The following is a 22,716-nucleotide window of genomic DNA, read 5'->3' on the forward strand; positions in this document are numbered from 1 at the left end:
AAGAAAGTGTCTTAATTACAAGACACCTTTTGAAACCTATACTGAAATGAGTGGTGCACTTCTACTTTGAATAAGGGAGATACAAAAACATGCCATTAATCATGGCTGTCTATGTTGGCTTCTGTTTGACCCATTTTTCTCGGCTAAGATAATATAATAGAGATAGCCATAATTATTTCTCAACGCTTAACTCAACACCTTACGATGCAAAGCCCATGACTCGGGGTCTTGGCTGCCTGCTAAGCATTACCAAGCAGAGGACTTTCACCTCCAATCTTCTACCGATTTATCTCGGCGCACTGGGTGTCTTGGTTATTTTGTTTCTAAACAAACCACGAATTTTCAATCACCCCCGTATATTTTTAGCTAATAAACCAATATTTTAAATGGTTATTTTTATACCAAGATGTTTATCACAACAATATTAATTTAAATGTTATACAATTAATCATTATATTTATGATGAACTAACAAATTAATTTATGAGTACTGCATTCATACAAATTCACAATAATACCAAGTTGGATAGTTCATCCTCACGCATGTTCGAATTACAACAAGAATTACACAAAACTGCGGAGTGTTTTGGATTTATTGGTGCAACCTATTTTATTAACCTTTCTGAAAACATAAGTATCAAAGACTCTTTATTAGCGAAACCAATTAACCCATCCTTACGCACTAAATGGGATAATTTTATATTCTCCAGTCCGAAAATGAAAACTTTACGTCAAGAGTTTGCTAGTAAATCAATTAAATCCGACCCAAATATCAGTAAAATAAAACACCATGATCATGCTGTATTTTGTTATAAAGGTGATGGTGAAGATGTGATATCGTGTCGTAAGACGCTTGATAAATATGGAATAAAAAGTCGATTATATTTTAGATTTACATGTGATGATTACCCCGAATTTAGTGCACACATTCTACTTATGAGTAGTTTATCTTCGGAACAGTTAGCCCTTTATGTTGAGAAATACGGGCCAAAACTCCGCAATACTTTGCAGTCGTTTCATCAAATGGTGTTTTGCAGTCGAATAACTGCAGATATTAATCCAATCGTTGGATTAGGTTTGGTATCAATTAAAGGTAAAGCCGTTCTTGAACTTGTCGCTAAAGGTTATTCTAGAACCGAAATATCTAAAACATTATTTTTAACTGAACGTGGTGTTGATTATCATGTTAATAAATTAAAAACATTACTGAATGCTAGAAATAATGCACATCTAATACGAGAATCTTTTCGACTTAAAATATTAAGTTAATTTTAAAACAAAGAAGGCTTGAAAATAATTGCCTTCTTTATTTTAAATATCTACAACTATTTGTTCGGGTGACATGTCATACAAGAGTATGGATCAGGGAAATGTTTTGACATACTCCAATCTGAGTTGGTGCCAGTTTTCACTGCAGTGTAGGATGCCCGATTGCCAGGAGCATCTCGTGGGTGAGTAGCCGCGGGTCCATTAGTGAAGATCTGTTTTTCCATGTCAAGTTTATCCAAAATACTGGCGATCGTACGCTGACTAAACGCGTCCCCGTGAAATTCAGGGGTTTTGGAGTCTGAATGACACCAGAAACATCTCGCGGTCGCACCATGGCCATCACTGCCACCATTAGTACCGTGACAGGTCGCACAGAAATATGCCTGGGGCTGGTCGAAACCATCAACGCTGTTAACCGGTAATGGAGCACCGTTCATGTGGCCAGTTTCACTTTCGTGGCACAACATACAATCAGCTTTTCCCCAACCGTAATGACTTTCTGTTAGTAGGGTGTCAACGTCTGAGTCGGTTGCTGGCAATAACTTCTCCAGTGTTACCACATCACCATCACCAAAGTCGTACTCTTTACTACCTTTGTCACCGTTATATTCCTCAAAACCGAACATTGGGTAGTGACTGGAATATTTCAACAAAGCATACTCTTTGGGATACGGCATCACCCACACATCGGTCATCAAGTGCAGCATGTCCCCGCCAAATATGAACTGGAAATCTTCGATGCACTCTTCTTTGCTAAAGGCACTCTCTAAGACTGGCTTACCCTCTTTATCCCATTTACAACTTGGTGACTTAAGAGTGAAATCATTGGCTGTATGATCTTCACCAAAATATGACAGCCAACCTTTACCCGCAGTAGATGTCAGACCATCAGCACGATTAATCGAGTAAGAATAAACCTTTGAACCAGTATCCAATACTGGCCAGTAGCTCATTTTGTAGTCGTAACCCGCATCAATGGCTGACATAAAGATGTCTACTGCAGTAATCACCCCTGGTTGAAATACGTCAGGACGCAGATCATGGGCGAATACTTCGAGATCGCGCACATAAGTGTAAGGCGTTGGCGCCCCCTCTTTCTGAATTCGCAACTCTGGGATTACATACTTACCATTATTGGCATCTAAGCGTTCCATTTCTGTTTTCCAAGAGAAGAACCGACGGGCTGTCATCGCCTCACCAAACGGCTGGAAACGTATGTCCATGTCATCTTGTGCCCACATTTCATCCATTCGAGCATAATTGGCTTCACCTGCTGGTTCACCAATATCACGCTGGAAATCGCCTGCACTGGTTTTAAAACGGTAAAACCAATCGTCCGAGTTAGAGTATTCCCCGTCGTCACTGAAGTCACCGTTATTATTGGCGTCGTAAGAAAGTACAAATTCAGTGGTGTTAAGCGGTGAATCTTTGGCTGTTACCACAGATTCAAAGCGCAATTGTGGATTGCTGTGAACCACATAACGTAGCACATCAAATACGCTGTACTGCCCTTGAACAAAGATATCAGGCCGAGCAGTATATTTACCCAATTCATCAGGATTTGCCTCAAGAAATGCGAATATATCTACAGAGTTTATATTGGGATCACCGAGAGGGTCGTTGAAAACCCCAGCCTGATGTGCATCTTCAACTGTGATTTTACCATCCTTGTCTAGATCGGCACCATCTGGACCATGGATCCACGCTTTAACCTTGTCATCGTAGCGGCCGAGAGAAACCCGATGAACTTTATCTATAATTGGCTGATGGTTAACGTCCACCACAGAATACTTTTCTAGAGGAAAAGTTTCTATCGGTGGCGCAACAGCCGAATTATCGTCATCACTGCCACATCCAGACAATATTAGACTCAGTAAAACAGCACTTGTTACTCTATTAAAATTCACGATCCATCTCCTCAAACCATTATTAAATACAGCTGATTTAACCGCTGTAGTTCCTGCGCCCAAAACTAATCAATGCCACTGCTATATTGCAGTGCGAGCAAATCAGGTACAGGACAGTTTAGTTTTGTGAAATTTGAAAAGCAGGTGTCACAATTCATAGTTAACGAAGCTTAAACATCAGTATTTTGAATGGGATCACATTGAATTGAGTCAATTGGTAAGTAAATCGATAAGTCAGATTAAACTAAAGAGATGTCTGTGACTATCACCTGAGGAACGGCCCGTTGAGAGTTAAAAGCATTTGCCGATACAGTGAGTGAAGTGCGTCCTTAAAGCATGTATTTCATCAAGGGATTGACTATTAACCGAGTCAGTTCACCTAATAAAAACGTCGAGCAAAACCCCGTCACATGACATGTTTTAAGTCGCCTTCGGTTTTAAATCAATGGCATTAACGGCTTAATTTCGAGTGATCCACTTCGAATTTAAATTTAGGAATCGCGAGTCAAACTTGACAGTTGTTGTTTACAAAATGTTCGCGATCTCATCCTGACAGCCAACCCGCATTACATAAATGACGCCATTCAAGCTTAAAGATGAGATGCTAAATGTTCTGCTGAAGATGTTATATTTTTGCGGCAGTGACTCAACTCTCCTTTCAACCCCAAAATATAATAATTTCCAGCCACTTCAAAACGAAGCATGCTTCCAATTTTTTCAGAGCTACTTGCAACCACTAACGAATCGTGTGCTAGATATAAGAAACTATCACATTGAGTGCGAACTTTTATATTTTTCATCTCTTGTTGCTATAGCGTAAACTCGAAAAACTCACAGTTTCCCGGTACTTGCTGTTGATCGGACCAAGGTGCCACTCCGCTTGCGACATTTTGCAGTACCCGTAGCCACTCTCCGTGCCCTATCACCACTAAGGTATTAATGTCTAAACACTCAATGCTGGCGAAAAACTTTTTGACTCTGGCTAATACCGCAGTGGCTGACTCCGCATTCTTAATGTCAATATGGTTAGCATTGAAGCGTTGATCATAAACGTGCCATCTATCATCGCCCTTCTCTCTTAATAGACCTTGTAATTCCCCAAAGCATCGTTCACGCAGTAACGAAGATGACCGGGTAGAAATATTCAAACTCTCATTCACGTACGTTGCCGTCGACAGGGCGCGGCCCAGATCGCTAGAGATAATGAGATCCGGCTGATACTGAGACAACTGACATCCAAGCTGTCTTGCTTGTAATATGCCTTCTTGGCTTAATGCACTATCAAGGTGGCCTTGTAACTTACCTTGCTGATTCCACACCGTTTCGCCGTGACGACAAAAGAGTATTTTCATATTCTCAGAGACTCCCACGATCGCGTTCACGCGCAATATCCGCCGCATTTGATAAGGCAAGCGCCTGCAGAGCGAATGTTAATTGAATCCACTGTTCTTCATCTGCAGGTAAGCCAAAGCGCAAAGCATCTTGCTCATCGGTTAAACGGGTCAAAATATTTTGACCACATAAGTGGTCATGCCATAAAGGCGCATTGGTTAGATAAATCGTCTGAAAGAGATCGGTACCAACGGCCTTGCCAGGCAAAAATAACAACAGTTCCTGTAATCGAATGCTAGATGCGTGCAGTCTTTTTTTCTGTCGTTGATGCCAACCAATATCGTCAAATGCGGCTTTACAGACTTCTCTTGCTGGGCCATTGAGACACCATGGACCAAGCTGAGTTTGCAAGGCATCCCTAATCTCATTTGCTGCATAGATAAACCCAGCGCGAACACCTGCTAAGCCAAAAAACTTACCGACTGAACGCAGGACAATTAGATTGTCATTCGTCAACGGCAGCATGCTCTGCTCTGGGGTCATGTCCATAAAGGCTTCGTCAACGACGAGAATGGCGTCCCTTGCAGACAATCGTTCTAGCCAAGAAATTAGGACGGTTCGTGGTGTAAGATGAGCCGCGGGGTTGTTAGGATTGATAACCAGCAGTACATCACAACGTTTAAGCTGTTCAGCTCGAGGTTGATAAACCTCGATAGGCATATCATCGTTATCTGCACCGTAGTATTCAATCTTCCAACCGTGCATACGCCAAGCTCGTTCATGTTCCTTGTAACCAACCCTTGGTAGCAGCACAACACCGGCGCCACCACGCTGCGCCGCCAATACCTTTGGTAAACACTGAATTGCAGCTTGAGAACCCGCAACAGGTAAAGCATTACGGCCACCATAGTAGCGGTCAGCGGACGCAATTAAGCCATCTTCGTCCTCGGGTAAACGATTCCAGCACGATACTGGAATATCGGGTATTGGATAGTGCCATGGACTCACACCGGTAGATAAATCTAGCCAGCTTGTCTCGTCGACGCCATACCGCTTAGCCACATCTTTTAGCCGGCCGCCATGGTGCAATAAACTCATATCACTATTCTCAAAAGTAAATTTTTAAAAGTAAGCTCTCAAAAGTAAGCTCTCAATAATATGTTCTAAAATCGATGTACTCAGATCACTTTAAGCAAGAATGCCATCACTAATAATGCTGCGACCCAATAAAAGGCGCTGAGCCAGACAAGATGACAAGCCCGCTTGATGTCACTTGCATCTGCAGCTCTGCCCTCACCCAGAATGGGTTTGTCGCAAGAATAGCCATCGTATTCAGCGGCGCCGCCCATGGTGATATTTAGACTGCCAGCGCCAGCGGCCATCACCACACCACCGTTCGGGCTGGCGCATTTAGGTGCCTGTGTGCGCCAACAGCGAAGCGATAACCTAGTCTTGCCGCCAAGGGCATAGGCAATAGCGCACAAACGCGCAGGGATATAATTGAGCAGATCATCAAGTTTGGCGGCACACCAGCCAAATTGAAGGTAGGTTTGATTCTTATAGCCCCACATTGCATCTAAGGTATTGCTGAAGCGATACAATAAGGCCCCCGGAACGCCGGCAACCGTAAACCAAAACAGGGCACCAAAGAGTGCATCGTTGCCATTTTCAAGAACCGATTCAAGAGTGGCATTGACCACTTGTTGCTCTGACAGGTTTTCGGTCTTACGGCTAACAATCATACCCACTCGATTTCTAGCCAGGGTTAAGTCACCTAACTTGAGTGCCTGACCAACAGCATTACCATGTTCAGACAGGCTGCGACCACCAATAACCAGATACAGAATTATCACGTCAAGCCACCATAGGCGTGGAAGGTACATAAAGGGCAAGATAGGCAACAAGACTAATAATACAGCGACAACGCCGCGGTATTTTGTAGGCTGCCAAAGGCATCTTTTGATCCGATTGGCAAACAGACCAAGACCCACTAGAGGGTGAGAACGTGACATTTCACCTAAGAGACGGTCGAGCAGCAGTGCTAATGAGATAACGCCGGCACAGTAAAGAGGGTCAAACCACATTAAGGTTCTCCTCTGGTCTCAATATCATCATGTGAATACGGCTGTGAGATAAACGACTTGAACAATTGTGCATCGTCAATGGTTCCAAAAGGAAAAAGATGCTGAAAACCAGATAGGTAAATACACGAGTGAATTTACAAAACCAAGAGCGCCCGCCCAGTTTTACAGCGTAACCATCAAGGTGGGTGCTCTGACTTCTGGTTTATTGCTTGCTTCAGCTTTTTGGTATTCCCAAATAGTTGAGCAACACTTGTCCAGTTACAGTTGCGGGTACAGTCCAGAAATTTCATCTGGTTCCCCCAATTAAACCTTATGGATCCTTGATAACATGTCTATTCTATAATAAAAACCGTAGGTTATTCACTGTTACTTTCTACAGTAAATTCAAATAAATCAAAAAGTGAGTGCTCATACTTGCTCCGATATAAGCAGCTTTGATCAAATATAAAAAAACCGAGAATAGATGCCTCTATTCTCGGTAAAGATGGGAGCAAGTTTTTAAGGAACTTACTTTTATTATTAAGGCAATGCTCTCAATAAATCGCTTTTAATCAACAGCATTCAATAAATGAGAGCCTTACCTTTTTATGATCATTTTGTTGTATCAAACTCAGCAAGCCCTATTTTACCTTGCAGGGACGACAATATGGCTACGTCGTTTAATACTGATCATTGCATCAAAAACGATACTGCAAAGTCGCCAGTATTAAATGGGCGTTATAATCATGGTTTAACTCACCTAAAGTGGTTAAGCCTGTAGGTCCGGTGCCAGGATAGTAATCAACAGGTAGCTGAGTATCATCACTGTCTTCATAGGCTTCAAACTCATAACGTAAGCCCACAACAACCTGCTGATTAATTGCATAATTCACATATAAATTGGCATGATGACTGGTTGATTCATACATACCAAATACATCATTACCATCGACATAGCTGTCGCTAAACGAGATAGCAAAACTGTAATCACCTCCGATAGTAATACCCGAGTCACTTAAGCCGCTGTAGGTAAAACCTGCACCAACAAAGCCAAACTCTTCATTGGTGTCACCTTCCCAATAACCTACGTATTGGCTCTTGGCGCTTGCTTGCTCGTTATCTAGCCACTGGTAACCACCATCGGTGCTGAGTAATAAATCACCGGTTACCTGCCAGCTTAAGCCTAAATCAAAGCCATAGCTGTTAGATTCGATAAGACCAATACTTGAATTAGTGTAATCATCAAGAGAGTAGTAACCATGAGCACTGATTGAGATGCTGTCAGTTGGGGTATGCGTTACAAACACTTCAGCCTTGCTGCTCTTCTTATCTGCTAGGTAATACTTACGCATTAACTGATCTTCTGCCGCATTAACAGCATCATCATAAAGGAACTGCGAACCGCCCTTATCGGCGTAGCTACCTTTTAGACGTAGATCCCACAAATCAAAGCCTGTAGCACGCCACTGTGCCCAGAAGATATTATCATCAGTCTCTTCACGATCTTGATAGCTGCGCTCGGTTTCGATGCGATCATAGCCCACTTCAATACGTTGACCGGCCATTAACTGGTAATTGGCACTGACTTTGTAAGCGCTGCGCGTGGTATCGTAAGGGGTGTTTTGCACTAGCTCACCGGTCACACCATCGAGGCCATACTGCTCATAATCATGCACATTGGTGATGTTATCGCGATCAGAGTAATCAACGGACGCATTAATGCGCAGACCTTTCATCACTCGGGTTGAAAACTTAAGATTTGCATCTAAGGTATCAACCTCGGCATCGGCGCCTTGGTTACCATCGGCAACGCCTGCTAAAGTGATAAAGTCGCCATCTTGGCTCATGTTACCGCTAGCCACGCGACCGGAGATATAGCTTCGACCAAAGAAATAGTTACCCATAAGGCTAACAAAATGAGCTTGGTTATCTACCGCTTGCGAGGCATCTGCAAACCCTTGCTGATCGATTGATAGTTTGTCAATATTGTTATCAAACCAGCTGCCGTTATAACCAAGTTCGGTGAACCAATTATCTCCCTTGAGGTTGACTCCTGCGCGTAGGTTTTGCGTGGTGTAATCAACGGGTGCAGCGATGTTAATGGCATCGATACTGCCATTTGACATGCTACCGCGCAGCTTGCCAGTTTTATCTTCGGTGCTCATGGCGACATAAGTGCCAAAACGGTTATGACTAAAGTCAGCTTCCAGACTGAACTTTTGACGCTCTAGCGCTAGTTCTTGAGTGATCAGATCTTCTTGCTTGACGAGATCGCCACCTTTTGCAAGCCAGCGGCTTTGCGCATTGTCGGCATCGAATTGGTGACTTGTCTGATAGCCTGCTTCCACGCTCCATTGACCTAAGCGGCCAGTTTTGAGCTTGGCTAAAGCCTGCTCGCTGCCTAGACCGTCGGAGTAAAGCTGAGTGCGATAGCCTTTATTATTGATCACAGTGTCTGCATCAAGACCAACGGCAAAACCATCGGTATAACGTAAACTGTTAGCGGCATGATCATCTTTACTGTCTTGCATGCCTGCTTCTAGGCTCACACTGCCTAATACTTGTTGGTTACTGATGCACTTAGTACATTTCCAACTGCCATTTTGAGTAGCGGCTTGGCTGGCGGTGACGCCAAAATCAAAAGCCGATGCACCCGTACTCACCGTCGCTAATGCTAAGGCGACAATATTTAGTCTAAATTTCATTTATTTATCCCCTTAAAATTGGAACGCTTTGCCAGATGGATTGTTTGAACCATGGATTTGGCTATGGCAATTTAGACAGCCTTGACCACCCGTTTGAATACTTTGATTATCACCAGGTGCAGTCGATGCATGAACATCACCAGCGTGACACTGCTTACACAACATAGGGACACGTGATTTCAGTAAGTCACCATTCACGCTACCGTGAGAATCATGGCAGTTTGCGCAATTTTCCATTACCGGAGCGTGCTCCCATAGGAAGGGACCGCGTTTTTCAGCATGACACTCGTAGCACGTTTGGTTGGTATCAAAGCCTTTTAGTTCATGGTCGCTCATGCTGCCGTGTGGATTGTGGCAATCGCTGCACACCATGGTGCCCCACTTAAGCGGATGCGAGCTGCGCTTGTTCATGTCAGCTTTGGCCTTCGTGTGACAGCTCACGCAAGTTTCCACTTGTTGGCTCGGGTTCATTACCGGATCTTGTACAACGTGGATCTCATGGCAACTAACACAACTCACATCTTGCTCTGCATGTGAAGAGGTATGCCAAGCCATCAGTGAAGTATCATTATGACAAGCGGTACAAACTGAATCCTGCATCTGCGCCGTTAATGGTGAATTTTCACCAAAACTCACCATCGGTTCGTTCTTACCTTTATGCTTACCTTGTGGACCGTGACAGGCTTCACATTGAAGACCCGCCATAGGACCCTCACCGCCCGCTTGGCCATGTACGCTATCAAAAATAGCCATCACCTTGTCGGAGCGCTTGTGACACATAATGCAAGTATCCGCTCCCTTCTTAGAGTAATTTCCTTCTTCAAACTTTTTCATTAGCGTATCGAGGGGCGCGGCGGTGGCTCCCATAGATACCCCAGAGAAAAGCACCAGCGCAATACTCATCACATTAAATATTTTCATCGTCATCTGCCGTATTATTTTTTAATTATTAAAGTCTAACTAACTGAAATATGGTTATTTCAGTCTAAGGCTAGAGGATAAATGAAATAAATACCCTATGATTTATGACAGCATTTACCAAAATGTTAACTTTGCAGTTAATTATTTTCATGTGTAAAGCAATGCTAAACATATTGGCACAGTATTCGATGCCGCCAGCATTTACACTTGAATAGTAAATCCTTATAAATCAAATGGTAAACCACCCCCTCTATTTATTCGACAGTCACAGCACCATTAGGCCCCTGACCGTCTGAATTAATCCCAGCGAAAACTGCGACTTGCCGCAGCTAAGCAGAACAGGGTTATCGCCACCAGAAACAACAGGTGGTCGCCTATCTCTAGCAGACCCGCACCATCGATAATCACCGCGCGGTTAGCATCGTTCATATGGGTTAACGGTAAGCAGTCGGCGATGAATCGTACCCAAGGTTTACTGCCCTCTAAAGAGAACCAGATCCCTGACAGAAACATCATTGGCCAGGAAATAATGTTTAGCAGACCGTTACACAACTCATCAGAGCGAGTTCGACTGGCTACCAGTAGTCCAATACTGATCATCGCGGCGCTTCCAAGTACTGTATTAATCACCAAAATTGCCACATTGCCCTGAGAGCGAATGTCAAACATCAATGCGATCACTGCAAATACGAGAATGGCAGAAAGGACCGTCGCGCCAAGGCGGGAGAACAGCTGCGCAGCTAAAAACTGCCACGCTGCCAATGGCGTCACTTGTAAGCGCTTCAAGACTCCAGTTCGGCGATATCTAACAATGACATAGCCCACTCCATAGAGGGCTGAAAACATCATATTCATGCCGATAATACCGGGCAAAAGCCACTCAACATGGCGTACAGCCTTGCCGCTAATCGCCTTTTTATCGAGTTCAGGGATCTTACCCAAGATCACCTGCTCTAAAATATATCCTTGAGCACTCTCTGGGTTAACCCAGTAACTGTCGCCACTGAGCAAGCCATCGATTAAATGGCGTGAAACCTTATGCTTTGCCTGCGCTAAATCTTGGTAATAGATAATTTCAACGTGCTTTAGCGCCTTGATCTTTTCTATCTGCGGAACCTCGCCATAAATACCGACCTGATAAAGACTTGGGTTATCGTCATCGAACACCAGCACCAGCGCGATAATGATGATGATTGGAAACAGTAGCGACCAGCCTAATGCAGACTTATCTCGAAAAAACTCCAAATTACGCGCACTGATCAGTGCAAACAGGGCATTCATAGTCGAAGCTCATTACCAGTTAATTTTAAAAATAGATCTTCAAGATTTGGCTTACGTACCGCCATGCCGTTTAGATAAGGCGTTGAAGTTTTAAATGCAGACAGTAGATCATTAAAAGAGTGACACTCTACCCGCGTGCGCCCTGCACACGGACTTAACCTTACAGGTAGAGAGCCGAAATCTTTTTGTGTGTACACACCATCAAGCTCCACAATCTGCGGCAAAAAATGCTCTTCTAGTAAAGTTTTTGGTGTTCCTTCTGTAATAAACTGGCCACGGTCCATAATTGCAATCCGATCGCAGAGCTGCTCTGCTTCTTCCATGTAGTGCGTCGTCAATATGACGGTTTTGCCCTGCAACTTGATCTCTCGTACGAGCTGCCAAAAATGTAATCTCGCCTGAGGATCTAAGCCCGTAGTAGGCTCATCTAAGAAGAGTAACATCGGGTCATTAATCAGACTCAGAGCCAGTAATAAACGCTGACGCTGTCCCCCTGACAGATTGTAATGCAGCTTGTCTGCTATCTCGGTCAGCTGACACTGCTTAATCAAATGTTCGATTGGGGTGTGACTTTGGTAAAAACTAGAAAATAACTTGAGGCAATCATATACCGTCAGATAGTCAGGCAAGGTCGTCGATTGAAACTGAATACCTATCTCTTGCTTGAAGTTTTTATCGATAGGTAACCCACGGTACAGCACCTCACCCTGAGTCGGCTTAATTAGGCCCTCAAGGATCTCCAGCGTTGTCGACTTACCAGCACCATTTGGCCCGAGCAAGCCATAACACTCACCCGCCTGAATATCCAAGCTAATGTTATTGACCGCAATAAAATCACCGTAACGGTGAGTTAGGTCACGCACACTCAATAAAACTGACAATACAACCTCTGGAACGCCTAAAAAGAGCTGTATTGTCTGCAGAGACATAAAAAAATACACTGGGGTTTTTAACAGTCTTTCATACTGCTACTCAAATTTGTGTACTAGTACGCAATCCCGTTTTGACTCACTTGTCTTTAGCATCAAACTGCCCATGATGCGCACTTATTGGAAATTTAGGGATTTAACATGCGCGCGCTACAGATAATATCTTTGCTTTTAATGCTAATTGGACCTCAAATCGCCTTTAGCCATGAAGGCCAGCCACTACGAATTGTATCCCTAGCCCCCAATTGGAGCCATACCGTAGCCGAGATCGGCGCCATCGACGATCTCGTTGGTGTAACACGTTACGCACGCTTTCCGGCTGAAGTGCCTCTGCGTGTAAAACAAAAACGTATCGCCGTGGTGGGCGGTTTTACCGATATCACTGTTGAGAATGTCACTAAGCTAAAACCCGACCTTGTTCTGACGGCCACCAGCTTACAACTTGGCTTGAAAGCAAAGTTACAAGCACTGGGAATCGAGGTTCTCCATATGGAAGAATCTAGCCTAGAGGAGGTTTATACAAAGATTGGATTACTGGGCGATGCCATTGGTCACCAACAACAAGCCGATGAGCTCGTTGCATCAATACGTAGCGAGTTAACACTGATTGCATCTCAGTACCGTGCTCAGCCATCACCAAAGGTTTACTACGAGATCAATTACTTCTATAAGTGCGTACCTGGCAAACACTCTTATATGACGGAGTTAATGGAGCTTGTCGGTGCAACGCCAATTTTCGCCGAGCGTGACGGCATAGCCCCTATGGTTACCTGGTCAGAAGTGATCGCTGCAAACCCTGATGTGATTTTATTGCCGATGTGGCCTGAGGCCACGGGACCGATTTTTAAAGGTCCACAAGCGGGGAGCGGAACCACGACTATCAGCGAAGTAAAAGGCCGTAAAGATGCGGGTAAGGTCAACGCTATAACAAATGACGCGGTGAGGTTTATCGATTCAGCCGTAACCAAACAAGCGGGACCGAGTATCCCACAGGCAGCGAGATTATTGGCTGAAGCCATCTATGAGACTCAATCATAAAAGAGTTTTAAATACTGAGGTTATTACCAAACAGAATAAAATAGATGACTTTTTTAGTCATCTATTTTCAACTAAAGCTCAACCCACTCATTAATGCCTTTAGAGAAGGTAACGGACGAAGGTTTATTAAAATTTGCTAAATAGTTTATTTTAAGAAGCATCACTAACCGTTCTTAGCGCCAACATAATATTATGCTCATTAATCGTGAGCGGATTGCCCCAGTTGAGTTGCCCAAGTACGAGTTCTATTAGGGCGATATTACTTAATGTCACCTTATGACCCCGACCGGGATTAAGTAAATGATTCGATGCCATAACATGGATACCGCGACTGACGGTAAGTAATTGTTTATATGTGCTCTCGATCTGTTGCTGTTCGGCCTTTATCTGACCTGATTGCAGCATATTTTCCATCAGTAATTTGCTATGCCTTATATTTTCTTCAAAAAATTCGCCTAGCTCGTTAATCGCCTCATCACTGGCATGAGACAGCACACTGCCGTTACACCCTAAAAACGTCACCCCATAATCGAAGTTACAATCTCTAAACTCCGACAGGTAACTAGGGTAAAGTAACCAAACAACGAGTCGCTCTTTCTCATTTAGCGGTAATTTTTTTATGTGTGTTTCTAACTCATTACCACTTGAGATACAGCCGATAAAAATCTTAATTAGCACATCACTCTTATTACGTACGGTGCGATATAGAGTACCAGCTGATAGTCCACTCTCTTTAAGAATATCGCGCATTGAAAATGCCATGACGCCCTGTTTTTTAATCACCTTTTTGGCGATTTTAACCACAAGACTCGCATCGACTTTTTTCATTTATTTCCTTCAAAAAAACGAAGAGGCAAACACCTCTTCGTTAATATTGTTTATTTATTTACGTGACAAGTAACACAAGAGTACGGGTCGGGGAATGATTGACTAGTATGCCAGTCACTGTTACCCAATGTGGTGAGCTTGTCCGAAAATTTCACATCTGGGAACTTATTCTCATAGTTTCCGGCTTGATCGTGCGGCAACAATATCGGATATGGCAACACCTGCTGATAATTGCTAGTCGTCGAACAAGGTCCCTTTTTGCTCGGATCGGCTTCGCCAGTATTGAGTTCGATACAAGCGACATCTCCGAAAGTACGATTGATCGACGCATCACCGTGATTGACCATCTTTAGATCTTTAGAGTGACACCAGAAACAGTGAGAGTTTTCGCCATGCCCTGCTGTCGCACCATTATTACCATGACAAGATGCACAGAAATAGGGTTCAGCCGAATCAGGCAAAGCCGGAGAGTCGCCCTCTAAATGAATGTTATCTATGCTGTGACACATACCGCAATCGGCTACCTTCCAGCCAAAATGCGTTTCATCCAGCGGAGCGATGGCTTGCTCAATGTCATATACAGGGTATTTACTGTCTCCAGCAACATTCTGCTCTGTAGGGTTCCAAGTAAAAGGCATCTTGTTTAGCCAGATAAATTTCAAGGTACTTGGTGGATAGCGACTGACCCACACATCTTTCATAACATGAATATGTGGCCCACCGAAAAGATTTCCCCACTCCTCATAACATAGGGTTGCGGACTCAGTCGTATGACGTTCATCCTCGACTAACCAAGAACAGTGCTTAGTTCCAGAGTTTATAATGTTTTCAATGATCCCTGGGCCACGCTCTAGAGGTATCGGGTCAAAGAAGTCGTCAAACGTTTCTTTTTCTCCAATGCGTGACGTCCAACCGGTTAATCCTTGGCCACGTTGACCGTTAATCCCTGTTACCGCATAGCTACCGACATTGGCGCTGGTTGAAAGGGTCGGCCAAAAGTTAAAGTCAATGGCTACTTGCCCTGAATCATGGGCAGACATAAGAAGATCCATTACGGTATAACTACCCGGCTTATATATATCGGTACGCATATTGTAAGGTTTAGCGACAATATCTTTTGCAACAGTAACAGGGCCTGCACCATCATCGAAATCAACTACAATCTCAGGCACAATGGCTCCACCATATTGGGTAAAGCGCTCCACCTGCTGCTTTTGAATCTGTTGACGTCGCTCGGTCATGGCTGGTGAGAACGATTCAAATCTAAGGGTTAGATTATCTCTAACCAGAAACTCATCTAAGCGCTCATATAATACTTCTAGTGTGGCTTGGTTTCCTTCTCGCAATGATTCTCCTTCTGAATACATAAACCTTGCGTACCAGTCACGGCTATTTAAGTTCGCTTCACCATCAATATTATCTTTTTCGTCAAATTTACCGTCACCATTTCTATCCCAAGAAACGGTAAAGTCATAGGAGCCAATATCGTTATTAAACTCGCCGAGTTCAAAGTTGATATCATCGCGTGCATCACCAATATAGCGTAAAATATCCAGCGCAGAATAATGTCCTTCCGCAAATAACTGACTATTAATCGATTCTGGGTACTTCCTTTTTAAATCATCCGCCCTTACGGTAATAATGTATTTATCATCATCTGGTGTAATTAGATTCTTGCCATCTTTACCACAGTACTGTGGATATGTTTCACATTTACGATGACGACCTAAATAAACCGTCATCTTTCCAGAGAAAGATTCATTGGTTTCAACTTCTATATCTATATTGCTGTATATTGGTGGTATTGGCTCAACCGGTGGTTGAGTATTACTATGGTCACTATCTGAGCCACAAGCACTGATAGCCAGTACCAGTGGTAAAAATATTAGTTTTTTCATTATCATCCTATTATTAGTTTATCCAGCCTCTTTTAATAGCTAGATATATTAAATGGGTTTTATTATTAGCGCCAAAATAATCCTTGGCATTTTTTATATGATACTCTACGCCTCTTGGCGTTAAATATAAGACTTTAGCGATTTCAATGGAGCTAAACCCCAAGGCCGTCAGCCTTATCACCTCCTGCAGTTTCTTACTGGTTAATAGTTTTTCTTCTTTTCTTTTATCATTACTCAATTGACAACAACCTAATTGGTATTACTTATGTGATTATTAAATACAAATAACCCAGTAGACCAACCATGGTAATCATCTTATAGTGAAGTAGGCTAACCTTGGTCTCTGAATCCGTTTTAATAAGGCTGGCCATTTATTTTTATTATCAACCTCAGGGTAATGAGGTAATACCAAGCCAATATAGATCCGATTTAACATGTGGTTTACTTATATAAAAGTACATATAATTTATTGGACGTAACAATACTAATTCCATAATCGTTAGTGATTCAATGCAAAATAAAAAACTAACTACTCTTATAAAAATACTCAAAAAATCAAATCAACTGATAGTAGATATTATAAGTAATTGGAATTTTTAGAATGTGAAGCGTTTCTTTGTTCCTATCTAAAAGATAACATCTATATGTTAATGTGAACTACAGCACAAATTACCACCAAACCTGCTCAAACATTAACCATTAAGTGCAACGGTAGTGTGATGGATATATCATAATTTGGAGTCCCTGATAATGAGCTTTAATCTTTTTGGAACGAGTGTCCAATTTAGTGGCTATTTTTTGTTATAGATCCGTTCGAGCCAATTCTAATTAACTACCGAAATATTGATACATCTCAAAAATACAATATATATCTACCAAAACATCTAGGCATATATTGGGTTCATCCAGTTCTACTGTTAACCTGCTACTCTATTCATTTAATTCAATAATCGACTATGCATCAAGTCACCTTAGACGACATTAAACTGATCAATCAAATTACCCGTCTGGGCAGTTTTGCTCGAGCCGCAGACTCGTTACAACTATTGCGCCCTAATGTCACTAGACGGGTCAAGCAACTCGAAATTCACTTAGGTGTCACCCTGTTTCATCGCTCAACTCGAAATCTTTCACTGACCTTTGAAGGCAAAGCCTTTATGGAACACTCGATCTCTATCGAGGAACGCTGGACGACGGCCATAGAGCAGATGAAGATTGCAGGTGGCCAGCCTACTGGAACGCTCAGGATCAGTGCACTTGGCCTATTTAATCGATTACTTGCTGGCCCAGTGCTTTCACGTTTTATGGAAGCCTATCCCGGTATTCGACTTGAAATGAAGTCCACTTGGGCGGCACCTGATGCCACAAAATTTGATGTTGATATCATGTTCAATACCAAACCTATAGAGGATAAGAGCTTTATATGCGAGCCCTTTGCTCTTTCATATAGGGACTTCTATGCCAGTCCAGTCTATCTGGCTCGTAAAGGCCAACCTAAAGGGATTGAGGACTTAAGCCTTCACAACCTTATCGCATTAAACTACACAGATTTAGCCGAAGGTGAATGGCTTTGGCTGGACGGTGAACAGAAAAAAATACTGGCCGTAGAAAGCCAGTTGTATCTAGACGAAGCGGAAGCGGCCCTTAAAATGACCCTATTAGGTCATGGGATCTGTTGGTTACCTGACTTTTTCTGTCGAGATCATGTCACCACAGGCGAGTTAGTTCCACTGTTTGAACGTCGTCACGCAAGTTTAGCCCCTCTTTGGGCTATCTATCCTAGAACCCCTTTTGAAAATCAGAGAATAAGGCTGTTTATCGATATGGTGAGAGAGAGTGAATTAATGGGAAAGCCAGCTATTGCTTAGCAAAGGATGATTAAACAAACTGATGAAGTAAAAAATAAGTTAACCGTTGACTCGATATTTCGCTGCGTATATGCCCCGTTACCAGTCGCTTTAATATATAAACTGCCATAGCCGTCACTAAGTTGTAATCAACCCGTGGGTTTATTCCTTTAGACAGCGGATACGAGAGCTCTCGTTGGGCCTGTTCCCATTTTACTTTTATCGAATCAAAATCGGTAATGATCTCTGTTTGCCCAGCCAACAACAGAGTAAAACACCCTCTAAACTCAGTTGTAATAAGAAAACGACAGTAAATGATACTCATGAGTCGACTCTGCTATGCCCAAGTGCTCTATGCATAGGCTCCGATAACTCTTGCATAGGCCAAATCCTTACTAAAATGAGTAAGGATTTCACTCGCCAACATCTGCTTGCCCCGTGGGTTATTATTTAACTTTTTAACGGTTCTAATGTCACTGACTTAAGGCCATTTTAAGGCTAAATACTCGGCGATCTTTAGCTTCTATTCGATTCATGACTTGAGTAACCAGATCTAAAGGAAGCGCTGAACTAATCTGCTCAAGCTTTTGTTCTGCTTTAGTAAAAGCACCAAGTTGGCGATAGATCTCCACTGCTATCATAGACTCTGAGGTCGATTGCATATCTAATAAACCAAGTAGCTCTCCTAAGTTTTGTGCCTCAAACTCACTCCAATCAATGGCGCGCTCATTACGGCGGTATCTATGATTACTCCGCTGCCAGAGTTTTTGACGAATATGTAACTCATGCTCAGAGGGTGTATTTGCATGAACAGCAAGCCAGTCATGCATCCCCTCTTCACTCAATTTATGATAATCGACGGCATTAATTGAGTTCTTACTTATTGCAAGTTCTGGAAGCCATATTGTCGAGTCACAATGCCCACAAGTAACGACTAAGCAAGGTTCTGGTATCATAGGGCTGTCGACATATCCATCACTCCATAAGTCTGCATGGCGACCATCGACACTGATCATTGGACGATGACACAATGTTAGCTGACAAATATTACACATCAAATAAGTTACGGGTCCAAACTTCACTTTGTTATCTCCAAGTACTATCTAAATTGGTGATGAATCGTTGAATAAATCCGTCTGAGATCAATTGCTCAGATGAATCAATGAAAAATAAGCTGATAAGCACAATCGTTGTGATACTGAGCACTTTACTAATGAGGGACGAGTCCTCATGCTTACGCTGTCTAGACATAGTGGATCCTTACATTTGAGTTAAAACCCATCAAGATCAAGCTAATTGCCTTTTAAAGCGGTTTAGCGCTTTTCTTCTTAACTTGACCGACTCGTTAATAATGAGTCCGACGGGACAGAAGTAGCGACACCAAAAATCAGGAATAAAGCACGCACCGAACAGAGATAGCGGTAAGATATACCACTGCAATCCAACGCCCTCCAGAGCAAACATCATAGAGAAAGGTTCATAGGTACCGAGTGCAGGATGACCCGAGAGAAAAATCAATATGAAAGAGGCCCAGATCATCGTCAAGATAAGGCTACGACCATACTTATTCAGCCACTTAGGCACCTTCATATTGAGCCCCGTTATACTATGGAGCAAAGACTGCACCGCCGCGTAAGGGCACAACTTATTGCAATAGAGGTTACGGCCCATCAGTATAATGCCTAGAAAAATGGTGCCCATTAGGATCCACCATATAGGGTGTTGCTTTAGGCCCGGTAGATACCCTAAGAAGAGACCTGCAAAACTACCGACACTCAGTGAAGCATTTGTATAAAAGCCGACAAAAATCAAAGACGCTATCGGCAATATTAGCTTGAGGGCGTTGATAATTTTATGCTTAGTTTTAAGGCTAATAATAAGTGTAATTGAAACCAGTAGTAGCATCCCAATCTCATCCCAACCAAATACCCAAGGTTCTGCCGTCCAAGTCGGTTCCATTCCAAATTTGTCAGTCGCCATCACATGCACAGACCCTCTAATCGCCTGGCTGACGGCTCGAGCAGTCACGGTCGCCCCCGAGTAACCGTCTACATCCTGTGTAAGCAAGAAGTCATCAGTGACCGAGCTATTACCAAGTTGGCGGAAAAACTGCTTCTTAACCAAGCGTTCTACATAGGGTGGCGTTTCTTTGTGAGCAATCAAACGTACATATTGAGTACGCACACCTGAATCAGTTTCCACTATAGCCGTTGCGACAACTAATGGGCCGCCGTAGCCTTGTGCTTGACCAACTACGACCCAATTGGGATCATCAGTCTTTGGGGTTGTCCAATCGTATAGGAACAGGTCGCCATTATCTGCTGGTGACTTAACCAACTCGATCCCTGGAAATGCTTGCTTCAGTAAGACGTTATAATCCGTTTTATTACTGATGTGCCCAATAACAAAAGCTGCCGCAAGGCTAAGCCAAGCGAATACTTTTATCATCGGAAAGAGGTTGGATTTAATGTTAGCCATAAGATGAATTCTCATTCGGGAAATAGGGACAGATTACCGTAGAGTCATCCGTCCCTGTACGGGTTAAAACGTTAATCCTTTAGGAACGAACTTTCTCCAAATAAAGGCCATCAGTAGCAAAGCTGGCATACAGAAGATTGCTAAGCCTAATGCCCCCGATTGAGGGATATCCTCCACAAACGAGCTCCCAGCCCAGCCCAGACCGAACAAAAATAGTAAACCACTTCCGATCATTCCAGCCCAAGCAAACCAAGGCATAGTCACCTTAATTGATAGGTAAGCCATGGCGAAAACGCCAACGGTGAAGATGATCCCTAAGATGAAAAATTCAAGTAATTCCATGTAACGCTCCTTAAGATTGACCTACAGCGCCAAATACATTTCGGTTAGTCGGGTTAACGCGCATTCCCTCACCGGTATTCCAGAACTTAACCACTTTGGCAGGATCTTCCGTTGCACCATAGCCAAAGGCTGGATGCATCTTAGACATTGCGCTGTGAAGCACTGAAGGAATAAACGGATTAGCCGCCACAATCATCCAGTGGTGCCAAAAATCAGGCTCGTTAAAGGTACAGGCTGCGATACAAGCACCGCAGTCACTATCGCTCTCTAACCAGTAGTCGAAACATTTCTTAGAATCGTTGTGATACTTCAAGATCCCTTCATGGTTGTTCCAGTTGTATCCCGGCTGTTCTGAGTGCTCACCAATAAACTTGAAGGTAGGTTCATCTTCCATAGGTACGGCATCAGATGGGCAAGCATGTGCGCACTCCTTGCAGCTCTTACAAAACTCTTCTATGCCCCAAGAGTGTGGCTCGTCATAATCGACAAATTCAAAATCGGTATAGACCTTACAGAGACGAACTCGTGGGCCGTATCCGGGAACAATCAGACTACCAAAACGGGAGCCCTCTCCCAAACCTGCGGAGATAGCGTAGGCTATTGAGTTGCCGAGATCGTTGCCTGATGCTACAGCGTGGTAGCCTAAGCCTCGTAGGAATTTCGCCATCGATGATGCGAGGGTAGCCATCTTGGTATAGGCATCACCTACCGTTGCCGATGCGGTTAGAGCTGGCGCTGCGGCCATACAATCGTAGTCCATAGGCACAGCCATTACGATTACAGTCTTAGGCTCGAACGGAAAATCTTTTTCCCAGGACAGTTCACTTTCTACTGGCTTAAATTCCGCACCCAAAGCCTGCATGGCCTTTGCCATTTCCGCCTGGTCGTCAATCTTATTGATCCCTCTTCGGTGTAGCGCCTCAAACATCTCTTTCGAGGGACCGGCATGATAGATAGGAGAATAGTCCCAGCGCTTATCCCTAAGTGTAATACCGCAGCGTACAGCACCGAACAGTCGTGCCGCACTACGAATGGCATTGGCCGCCTGCTGTTTTGACTCGAACTTATACTGTTCATGTTCTACATCGGACTGATCCCAGGAAAACCAGGTGGTATTAGGGAAGCTCATAGCTCCCATACGAAGATCCCACTTATGCGGAGGGCACCAGCCGGCATGTGACAATGAACGGTCTAGCTGCGTATATCCTATTCGTGAGTTGTCCCAGCCTTTTTCCTCGTAACGAGGAAGCTGAAGTTGGAAGTTGTAATTTGGATTGCCTTTGACTAAGCGGCCAAATTGCTCGTTGAGCTCAGGCCTACGCATCATTTGAGAAGGACTCGTTGCATAGGAGAATATCAAGTTTTCACCGCGAAACGGCTTGAAATCGTCAGCCAATACTGGCCACACCTTATTCACGCTCCCCTCGATGGCAACGCGGCCCGCACCATAAATCCCTATGCCTGCAGCTAATACCGCTCCACCACCAATAGCTGCACGTTTAAACAGTTTACGTCTTTCGGGATTATCAAGCTCATCGGCTTTGCTCGACCCTGGCTCATCATCTTCACGATATCGATTATCGGTCATTCTTATCTCCAAGTTATTAGATAGCCATTCATAAAAAACAACTAACTTTTGCTATAACAAATTCACAAGGATTATAAGTGAGTGATAATTATAGAAATATAGGATGCCAGGAAACTGATTATTTCCAATTTGATAACTTAACCCATCAAGTGCTTGGAAGCATTGCTACAAGCGCATTTGCACTTCTGCATATTAAATACGAGGCTGTCATCAAAGTGGAATTTTGTGAGCGACCTTGTGTTTTAACAACAAGATCACACGTTTATTCTGTCGTTTTTGCCCCCTCCCGCC

The 22,716-nt window shown here is 43.4% G+C and carries 21 protein-coding genes and 1 riboswitch; of the genes, 3 read left to right on the plus strand and 18 right to left on the minus strand.

Annotation, left to right across the window (positions count from 1 at the left end; all coding sequences use genetic code 11):
* Positions 1–482: 482 nt before the first annotated feature.
* Positions 483–1,268, plus strand: coding sequence for a response regulator transcription factor (locus ACVBIL_RS12425; RefSeq protein ID WP_447167286.1), 786 nt, complete (start codon positions 483–485; stop codon positions 1,266–1,268).
* A 56-nt stretch (positions 1,269–1,324) separates the two neighbouring features.
* On the opposite strand, the gene ACVBIL_RS12430 is transcribed toward ACVBIL_RS12425, so the two are convergent.
* The 9 genes from ACVBIL_RS12430 to ACVBIL_RS12470 form a co-directional block, all read right to left on the minus strand.
* Positions 1,325–3,175 carry a hypothetical protein gene (locus ACVBIL_RS12430; protein ID WP_447167287.1) on the minus strand — a complete coding sequence of 617 codons (1,851 nt, stop codon included), beginning with the start codon at positions 3,173–3,175 and terminating at the stop codon, positions 1,325–1,327.
* A gap of 590 nt (positions 3,176–3,765) precedes the next feature.
* Positions 3,766–3,975, minus strand: a complete 210-nt coding sequence (locus tag ACVBIL_RS12435) for a hypothetical protein (protein ID WP_447167288.1) — start codon at positions 3,973–3,975, stop codon at positions 3,766–3,768.
* Between the two features lie 9 nt (positions 3,976–3,984).
* Positions 3,985–4,527: a histidine phosphatase family protein gene (locus ACVBIL_RS12440; protein ID WP_447167289.1), complete on the minus strand. Its 543-nt coding sequence runs from the start codon at positions 4,525–4,527 to the stop codon at positions 3,985–3,987.
* Between the two features lie 4 nt (positions 4,528–4,531).
* The gene (cobD, locus tag ACVBIL_RS12445) at positions 4,532–5,605 is read right to left on the minus strand and encodes a threonine-phosphate decarboxylase CobD (protein WP_447167290.1); all 1,074 of its coding nucleotides are present in this window, start codon (positions 5,603–5,605) and stop codon (positions 4,532–4,534) included.
* A gap of 80 nt (positions 5,606–5,685) precedes the next feature.
* On the minus strand, positions 5,686–6,591 hold the full coding sequence (cbiB, locus tag ACVBIL_RS12450; RefSeq protein WP_447167291.1) for an adenosylcobinamide-phosphate synthase CbiB: 906 nt from the start codon (positions 6,589–6,591) through the stop codon (positions 5,686–5,688).
* A 163-nt stretch (positions 6,592–6,754) separates the two neighbouring features.
* Positions 6,755–6,929, minus strand: a riboswitch (cobalamin riboswitch).
* A gap of 339 nt (positions 6,930–7,268) precedes the next feature.
* Positions 7,269–9,275 (minus strand): MtrB/PioB family decaheme-associated outer membrane protein, encoded by a 2,007-nt coding sequence (locus ACVBIL_RS12455; protein WP_447167292.1) that lies wholly within the window; start codon positions 9,273–9,275, stop codon positions 7,269–7,271.
* 12 nt (positions 9,276–9,287) lie between these two features.
* A complete protein-coding gene (locus ACVBIL_RS12460; protein WP_447167293.1) occupies positions 9,288–10,202 on the minus strand; it encodes a DmsE family decaheme c-type cytochrome in 915 nt (304 codons plus the stop codon).
* 291 nt (positions 10,203–10,493) lie between these two features.
* A complete protein-coding gene (locus ACVBIL_RS12465) occupies positions 10,494–11,477 on the minus strand; it encodes an ABC transporter permease (RefSeq protein ID WP_447167294.1) in 984 nt (327 codons plus the stop codon).
* Complete coding sequence (locus tag ACVBIL_RS12470; protein WP_447167295.1) at positions 11,474–12,406, minus strand: ABC transporter ATP-binding protein; 933 nt, start codon at positions 12,404–12,406, stop codon at positions 11,474–11,476. Before ACVBIL_RS12470 ends, ACVBIL_RS12465 begins: the two co-directional genes overlap by 4 nt.
* 141 nt (positions 12,407–12,547) lie before the next feature.
* On the opposite strand from ACVBIL_RS12470, the gene ACVBIL_RS12475 reads away from it, so the two are divergent.
* Entirely contained in the window at positions 12,548–13,444 is an 897-nt protein-coding gene (locus tag ACVBIL_RS12475; RefSeq protein ID WP_447167296.1) for an ABC transporter substrate-binding protein, read from the plus strand.
* 150 nt (positions 13,445–13,594) lie between these two features.
* Here ACVBIL_RS12475 and ACVBIL_RS12480 read toward each other — a convergent pair whose 3' ends face one another.
* Genes ACVBIL_RS12480 through ACVBIL_RS12490 form a run of 3 tightly spaced genes read right to left on the minus strand, consistent with a single transcriptional unit; the run spans position 13,595 to position 16,408 of the window.
* Positions 13,595–14,272, minus strand: a complete 678-nt coding sequence (locus ACVBIL_RS12480) for a TetR/AcrR family transcriptional regulator (protein ID WP_447167297.1) — start codon at positions 14,270–14,272, stop codon at positions 13,595–13,597.
* A gap of 50 nt (positions 14,273–14,322) precedes the next feature.
* Positions 14,323–16,170 (minus strand): hypothetical protein, encoded by a 1,848-nt coding sequence (locus ACVBIL_RS12485; protein ID WP_447167298.1) that lies wholly within the window; start codon positions 16,168–16,170, stop codon positions 14,323–14,325.
* 13 nt (positions 16,171–16,183) lie between these two features.
* The gene (locus ACVBIL_RS12490; RefSeq protein WP_447167299.1) at positions 16,184–16,408 is read right to left on the minus strand and encodes a helix-turn-helix transcriptional regulator; all 225 of its coding nucleotides are present in this window, start codon (positions 16,406–16,408) and stop codon (positions 16,184–16,186) included.
* 718 nt (positions 16,409–17,126) lie between these two features.
* On the opposite strand from ACVBIL_RS12490, the gene ACVBIL_RS12495 reads away from it, so the two are divergent.
* Complete coding sequence (locus ACVBIL_RS12495) at positions 17,127–18,038, plus strand: LysR family transcriptional regulator (protein ID WP_447167300.1); 912 nt, start codon at positions 17,127–17,129, stop codon at positions 18,036–18,038.
* Positions 18,039–18,048: 10 nt separating this feature from the next.
* Here ACVBIL_RS12495 and ACVBIL_RS12500 read toward each other — a convergent pair whose 3' ends face one another.
* The 6 genes from ACVBIL_RS12500 to ACVBIL_RS12525 all read right to left on the minus strand — a co-directional run bounded on the left by ACVBIL_RS12500 (position 18,049) and on the right by ACVBIL_RS12525 (position 22,425).
* Positions 18,049–18,342: a hypothetical protein gene (locus ACVBIL_RS12500; protein WP_447167301.1), complete on the minus strand. Its 294-nt coding sequence runs from the start codon at positions 18,340–18,342 to the stop codon at positions 18,049–18,051.
* Positions 18,343–18,490: 148 nt separating this feature from the next.
* Positions 18,491–19,099, minus strand: coding sequence for a hypothetical protein (locus ACVBIL_RS12505; RefSeq protein WP_447167302.1), 609 nt, complete (start codon positions 19,097–19,099; stop codon positions 18,491–18,493).
* A gap of 4 nt (positions 19,100–19,103) precedes the next feature.
* On the minus strand, positions 19,104–19,268 hold the full coding sequence (locus tag ACVBIL_RS12510; protein WP_447167303.1) for a hypothetical protein: 165 nt from the start codon (positions 19,266–19,268) through the stop codon (positions 19,104–19,106).
* 36 nt (positions 19,269–19,304) lie between these two features.
* Entirely contained in the window at positions 19,305–20,495 is a 1,191-nt protein-coding gene (locus ACVBIL_RS12515; protein WP_447167304.1) for an FMN-binding protein, read from the minus strand.
* Between the two features lie 63 nt (positions 20,496–20,558).
* A complete protein-coding gene (locus tag ACVBIL_RS12520) occupies positions 20,559–20,837 on the minus strand; it encodes a hypothetical protein (RefSeq protein WP_447167305.1) in 279 nt (92 codons plus the stop codon).
* A 10-nt stretch (positions 20,838–20,847) separates the two neighbouring features.
* Positions 20,848–22,425, minus strand: a complete 1,578-nt coding sequence (locus tag ACVBIL_RS12525) for a reductive dehalogenase (RefSeq protein WP_447167306.1) — start codon at positions 22,423–22,425, stop codon at positions 20,848–20,850.
* Positions 22,426–22,716: the final 291 nt, after the last annotated feature.

It is taken from the genome of Shewanella sp. 125m-7 (assembly GCF_052977045.1).

What these genes read in the sequence shown, in the direction of transcription:
- ACVBIL_RS12425 (WP_447167286.1), top strand. Translation starts at nt 483, where the DNA reads ATGAGTACTGCATTCATACAAATTCACAATAATACCAAGTTGGATAGT.
- ACVBIL_RS12435 (WP_447167288.1), bottom strand. Translation starts at nt 3,975, where the DNA reads ATGAAAAATATAAAAGTTCGCACTCAATGTGATAGTTTCTTATATCTA.
- ACVBIL_RS12440 (WP_447167289.1), bottom strand. Translation starts at nt 4,527, where the DNA reads ATGAAAATACTCTTTTGTCGTCACGGCGAAACGGTGTGGAATCAGCAA.
- cobD (WP_447167290.1), bottom strand. Translation starts at nt 5,605, where the DNA reads ATGAGTTTATTGCACCATGGCGGCCGGCTAAAAGATGTGGCTAAGCGG.
- cbiB (WP_447167291.1), bottom strand. Translation starts at nt 6,591, where the DNA reads ATGTGGTTTGACCCTCTTTACTGTGCCGGCGTTATCTCATTAGCACTG.
- ACVBIL_RS12455 (WP_447167292.1), bottom strand. Translation starts at nt 9,275, where the DNA reads ATGAAATTTAGACTAAATATTGTCGCCTTAGCATTAGCGACGGTGAGT.
- ACVBIL_RS12460 (WP_447167293.1), bottom strand. Translation starts at nt 10,202, where the DNA reads ATGACGATGAAAATATTTAATGTGATGAGTATTGCGCTGGTGCTTTTC.
- ACVBIL_RS12465 (WP_447167294.1), bottom strand. Translation starts at nt 11,477, where the DNA reads ATGAATGCCCTGTTTGCACTGATCAGTGCGCGTAATTTGGAGTTTTTT.
- ACVBIL_RS12470 (WP_447167295.1), bottom strand. Translation starts at nt 12,406, where the DNA reads ATGTCTCTGCAGACAATACAGCTCTTTTTAGGCGTTCCAGAGGTTGTA.
- ACVBIL_RS12475 (WP_447167296.1), top strand. Translation starts at nt 12,548, where the DNA reads ATGCGCGCGCTACAGATAATATCTTTGCTTTTAATGCTAATTGGACCT.
- ACVBIL_RS12480 (WP_447167297.1), bottom strand. Translation starts at nt 14,272, where the DNA reads ATGAAAAAAGTCGATGCGAGTCTTGTGGTTAAAATCGCCAAAAAGGTG.
- ACVBIL_RS12485 (WP_447167298.1), bottom strand. Translation starts at nt 16,170, where the DNA reads ATGAAAAAACTAATATTTTTACCACTGGTACTGGCTATCAGTGCTTGT.
- ACVBIL_RS12495 (WP_447167300.1), top strand. Translation starts at nt 17,127, where the DNA reads ATGCATCAAGTCACCTTAGACGACATTAAACTGATCAATCAAATTACC.
- ACVBIL_RS12500 (WP_447167301.1), bottom strand. Translation starts at nt 18,342, where the DNA reads ATGAGTATCATTTACTGTCGTTTTCTTATTACAACTGAGTTTAGAGGG.
- ACVBIL_RS12510 (WP_447167303.1), bottom strand. Translation starts at nt 19,268, where the DNA reads ATGTCTAGACAGCGTAAGCATGAGGACTCGTCCCTCATTAGTAAAGTG.
- ACVBIL_RS12515 (WP_447167304.1), bottom strand. Translation starts at nt 20,495, where the DNA reads ATGGCTAACATTAAATCCAACCTCTTTCCGATGATAAAAGTATTCGCT.
- ACVBIL_RS12520 (WP_447167305.1), bottom strand. Translation starts at nt 20,837, where the DNA reads ATGGAATTACTTGAATTTTTCATCTTAGGGATCATCTTCACCGTTGGC.
- ACVBIL_RS12525 (WP_447167306.1), bottom strand. Translation starts at nt 22,425, where the DNA reads ATGACCGATAATCGATATCGTGAAGATGATGAGCCAGGGTCGAGCAAA.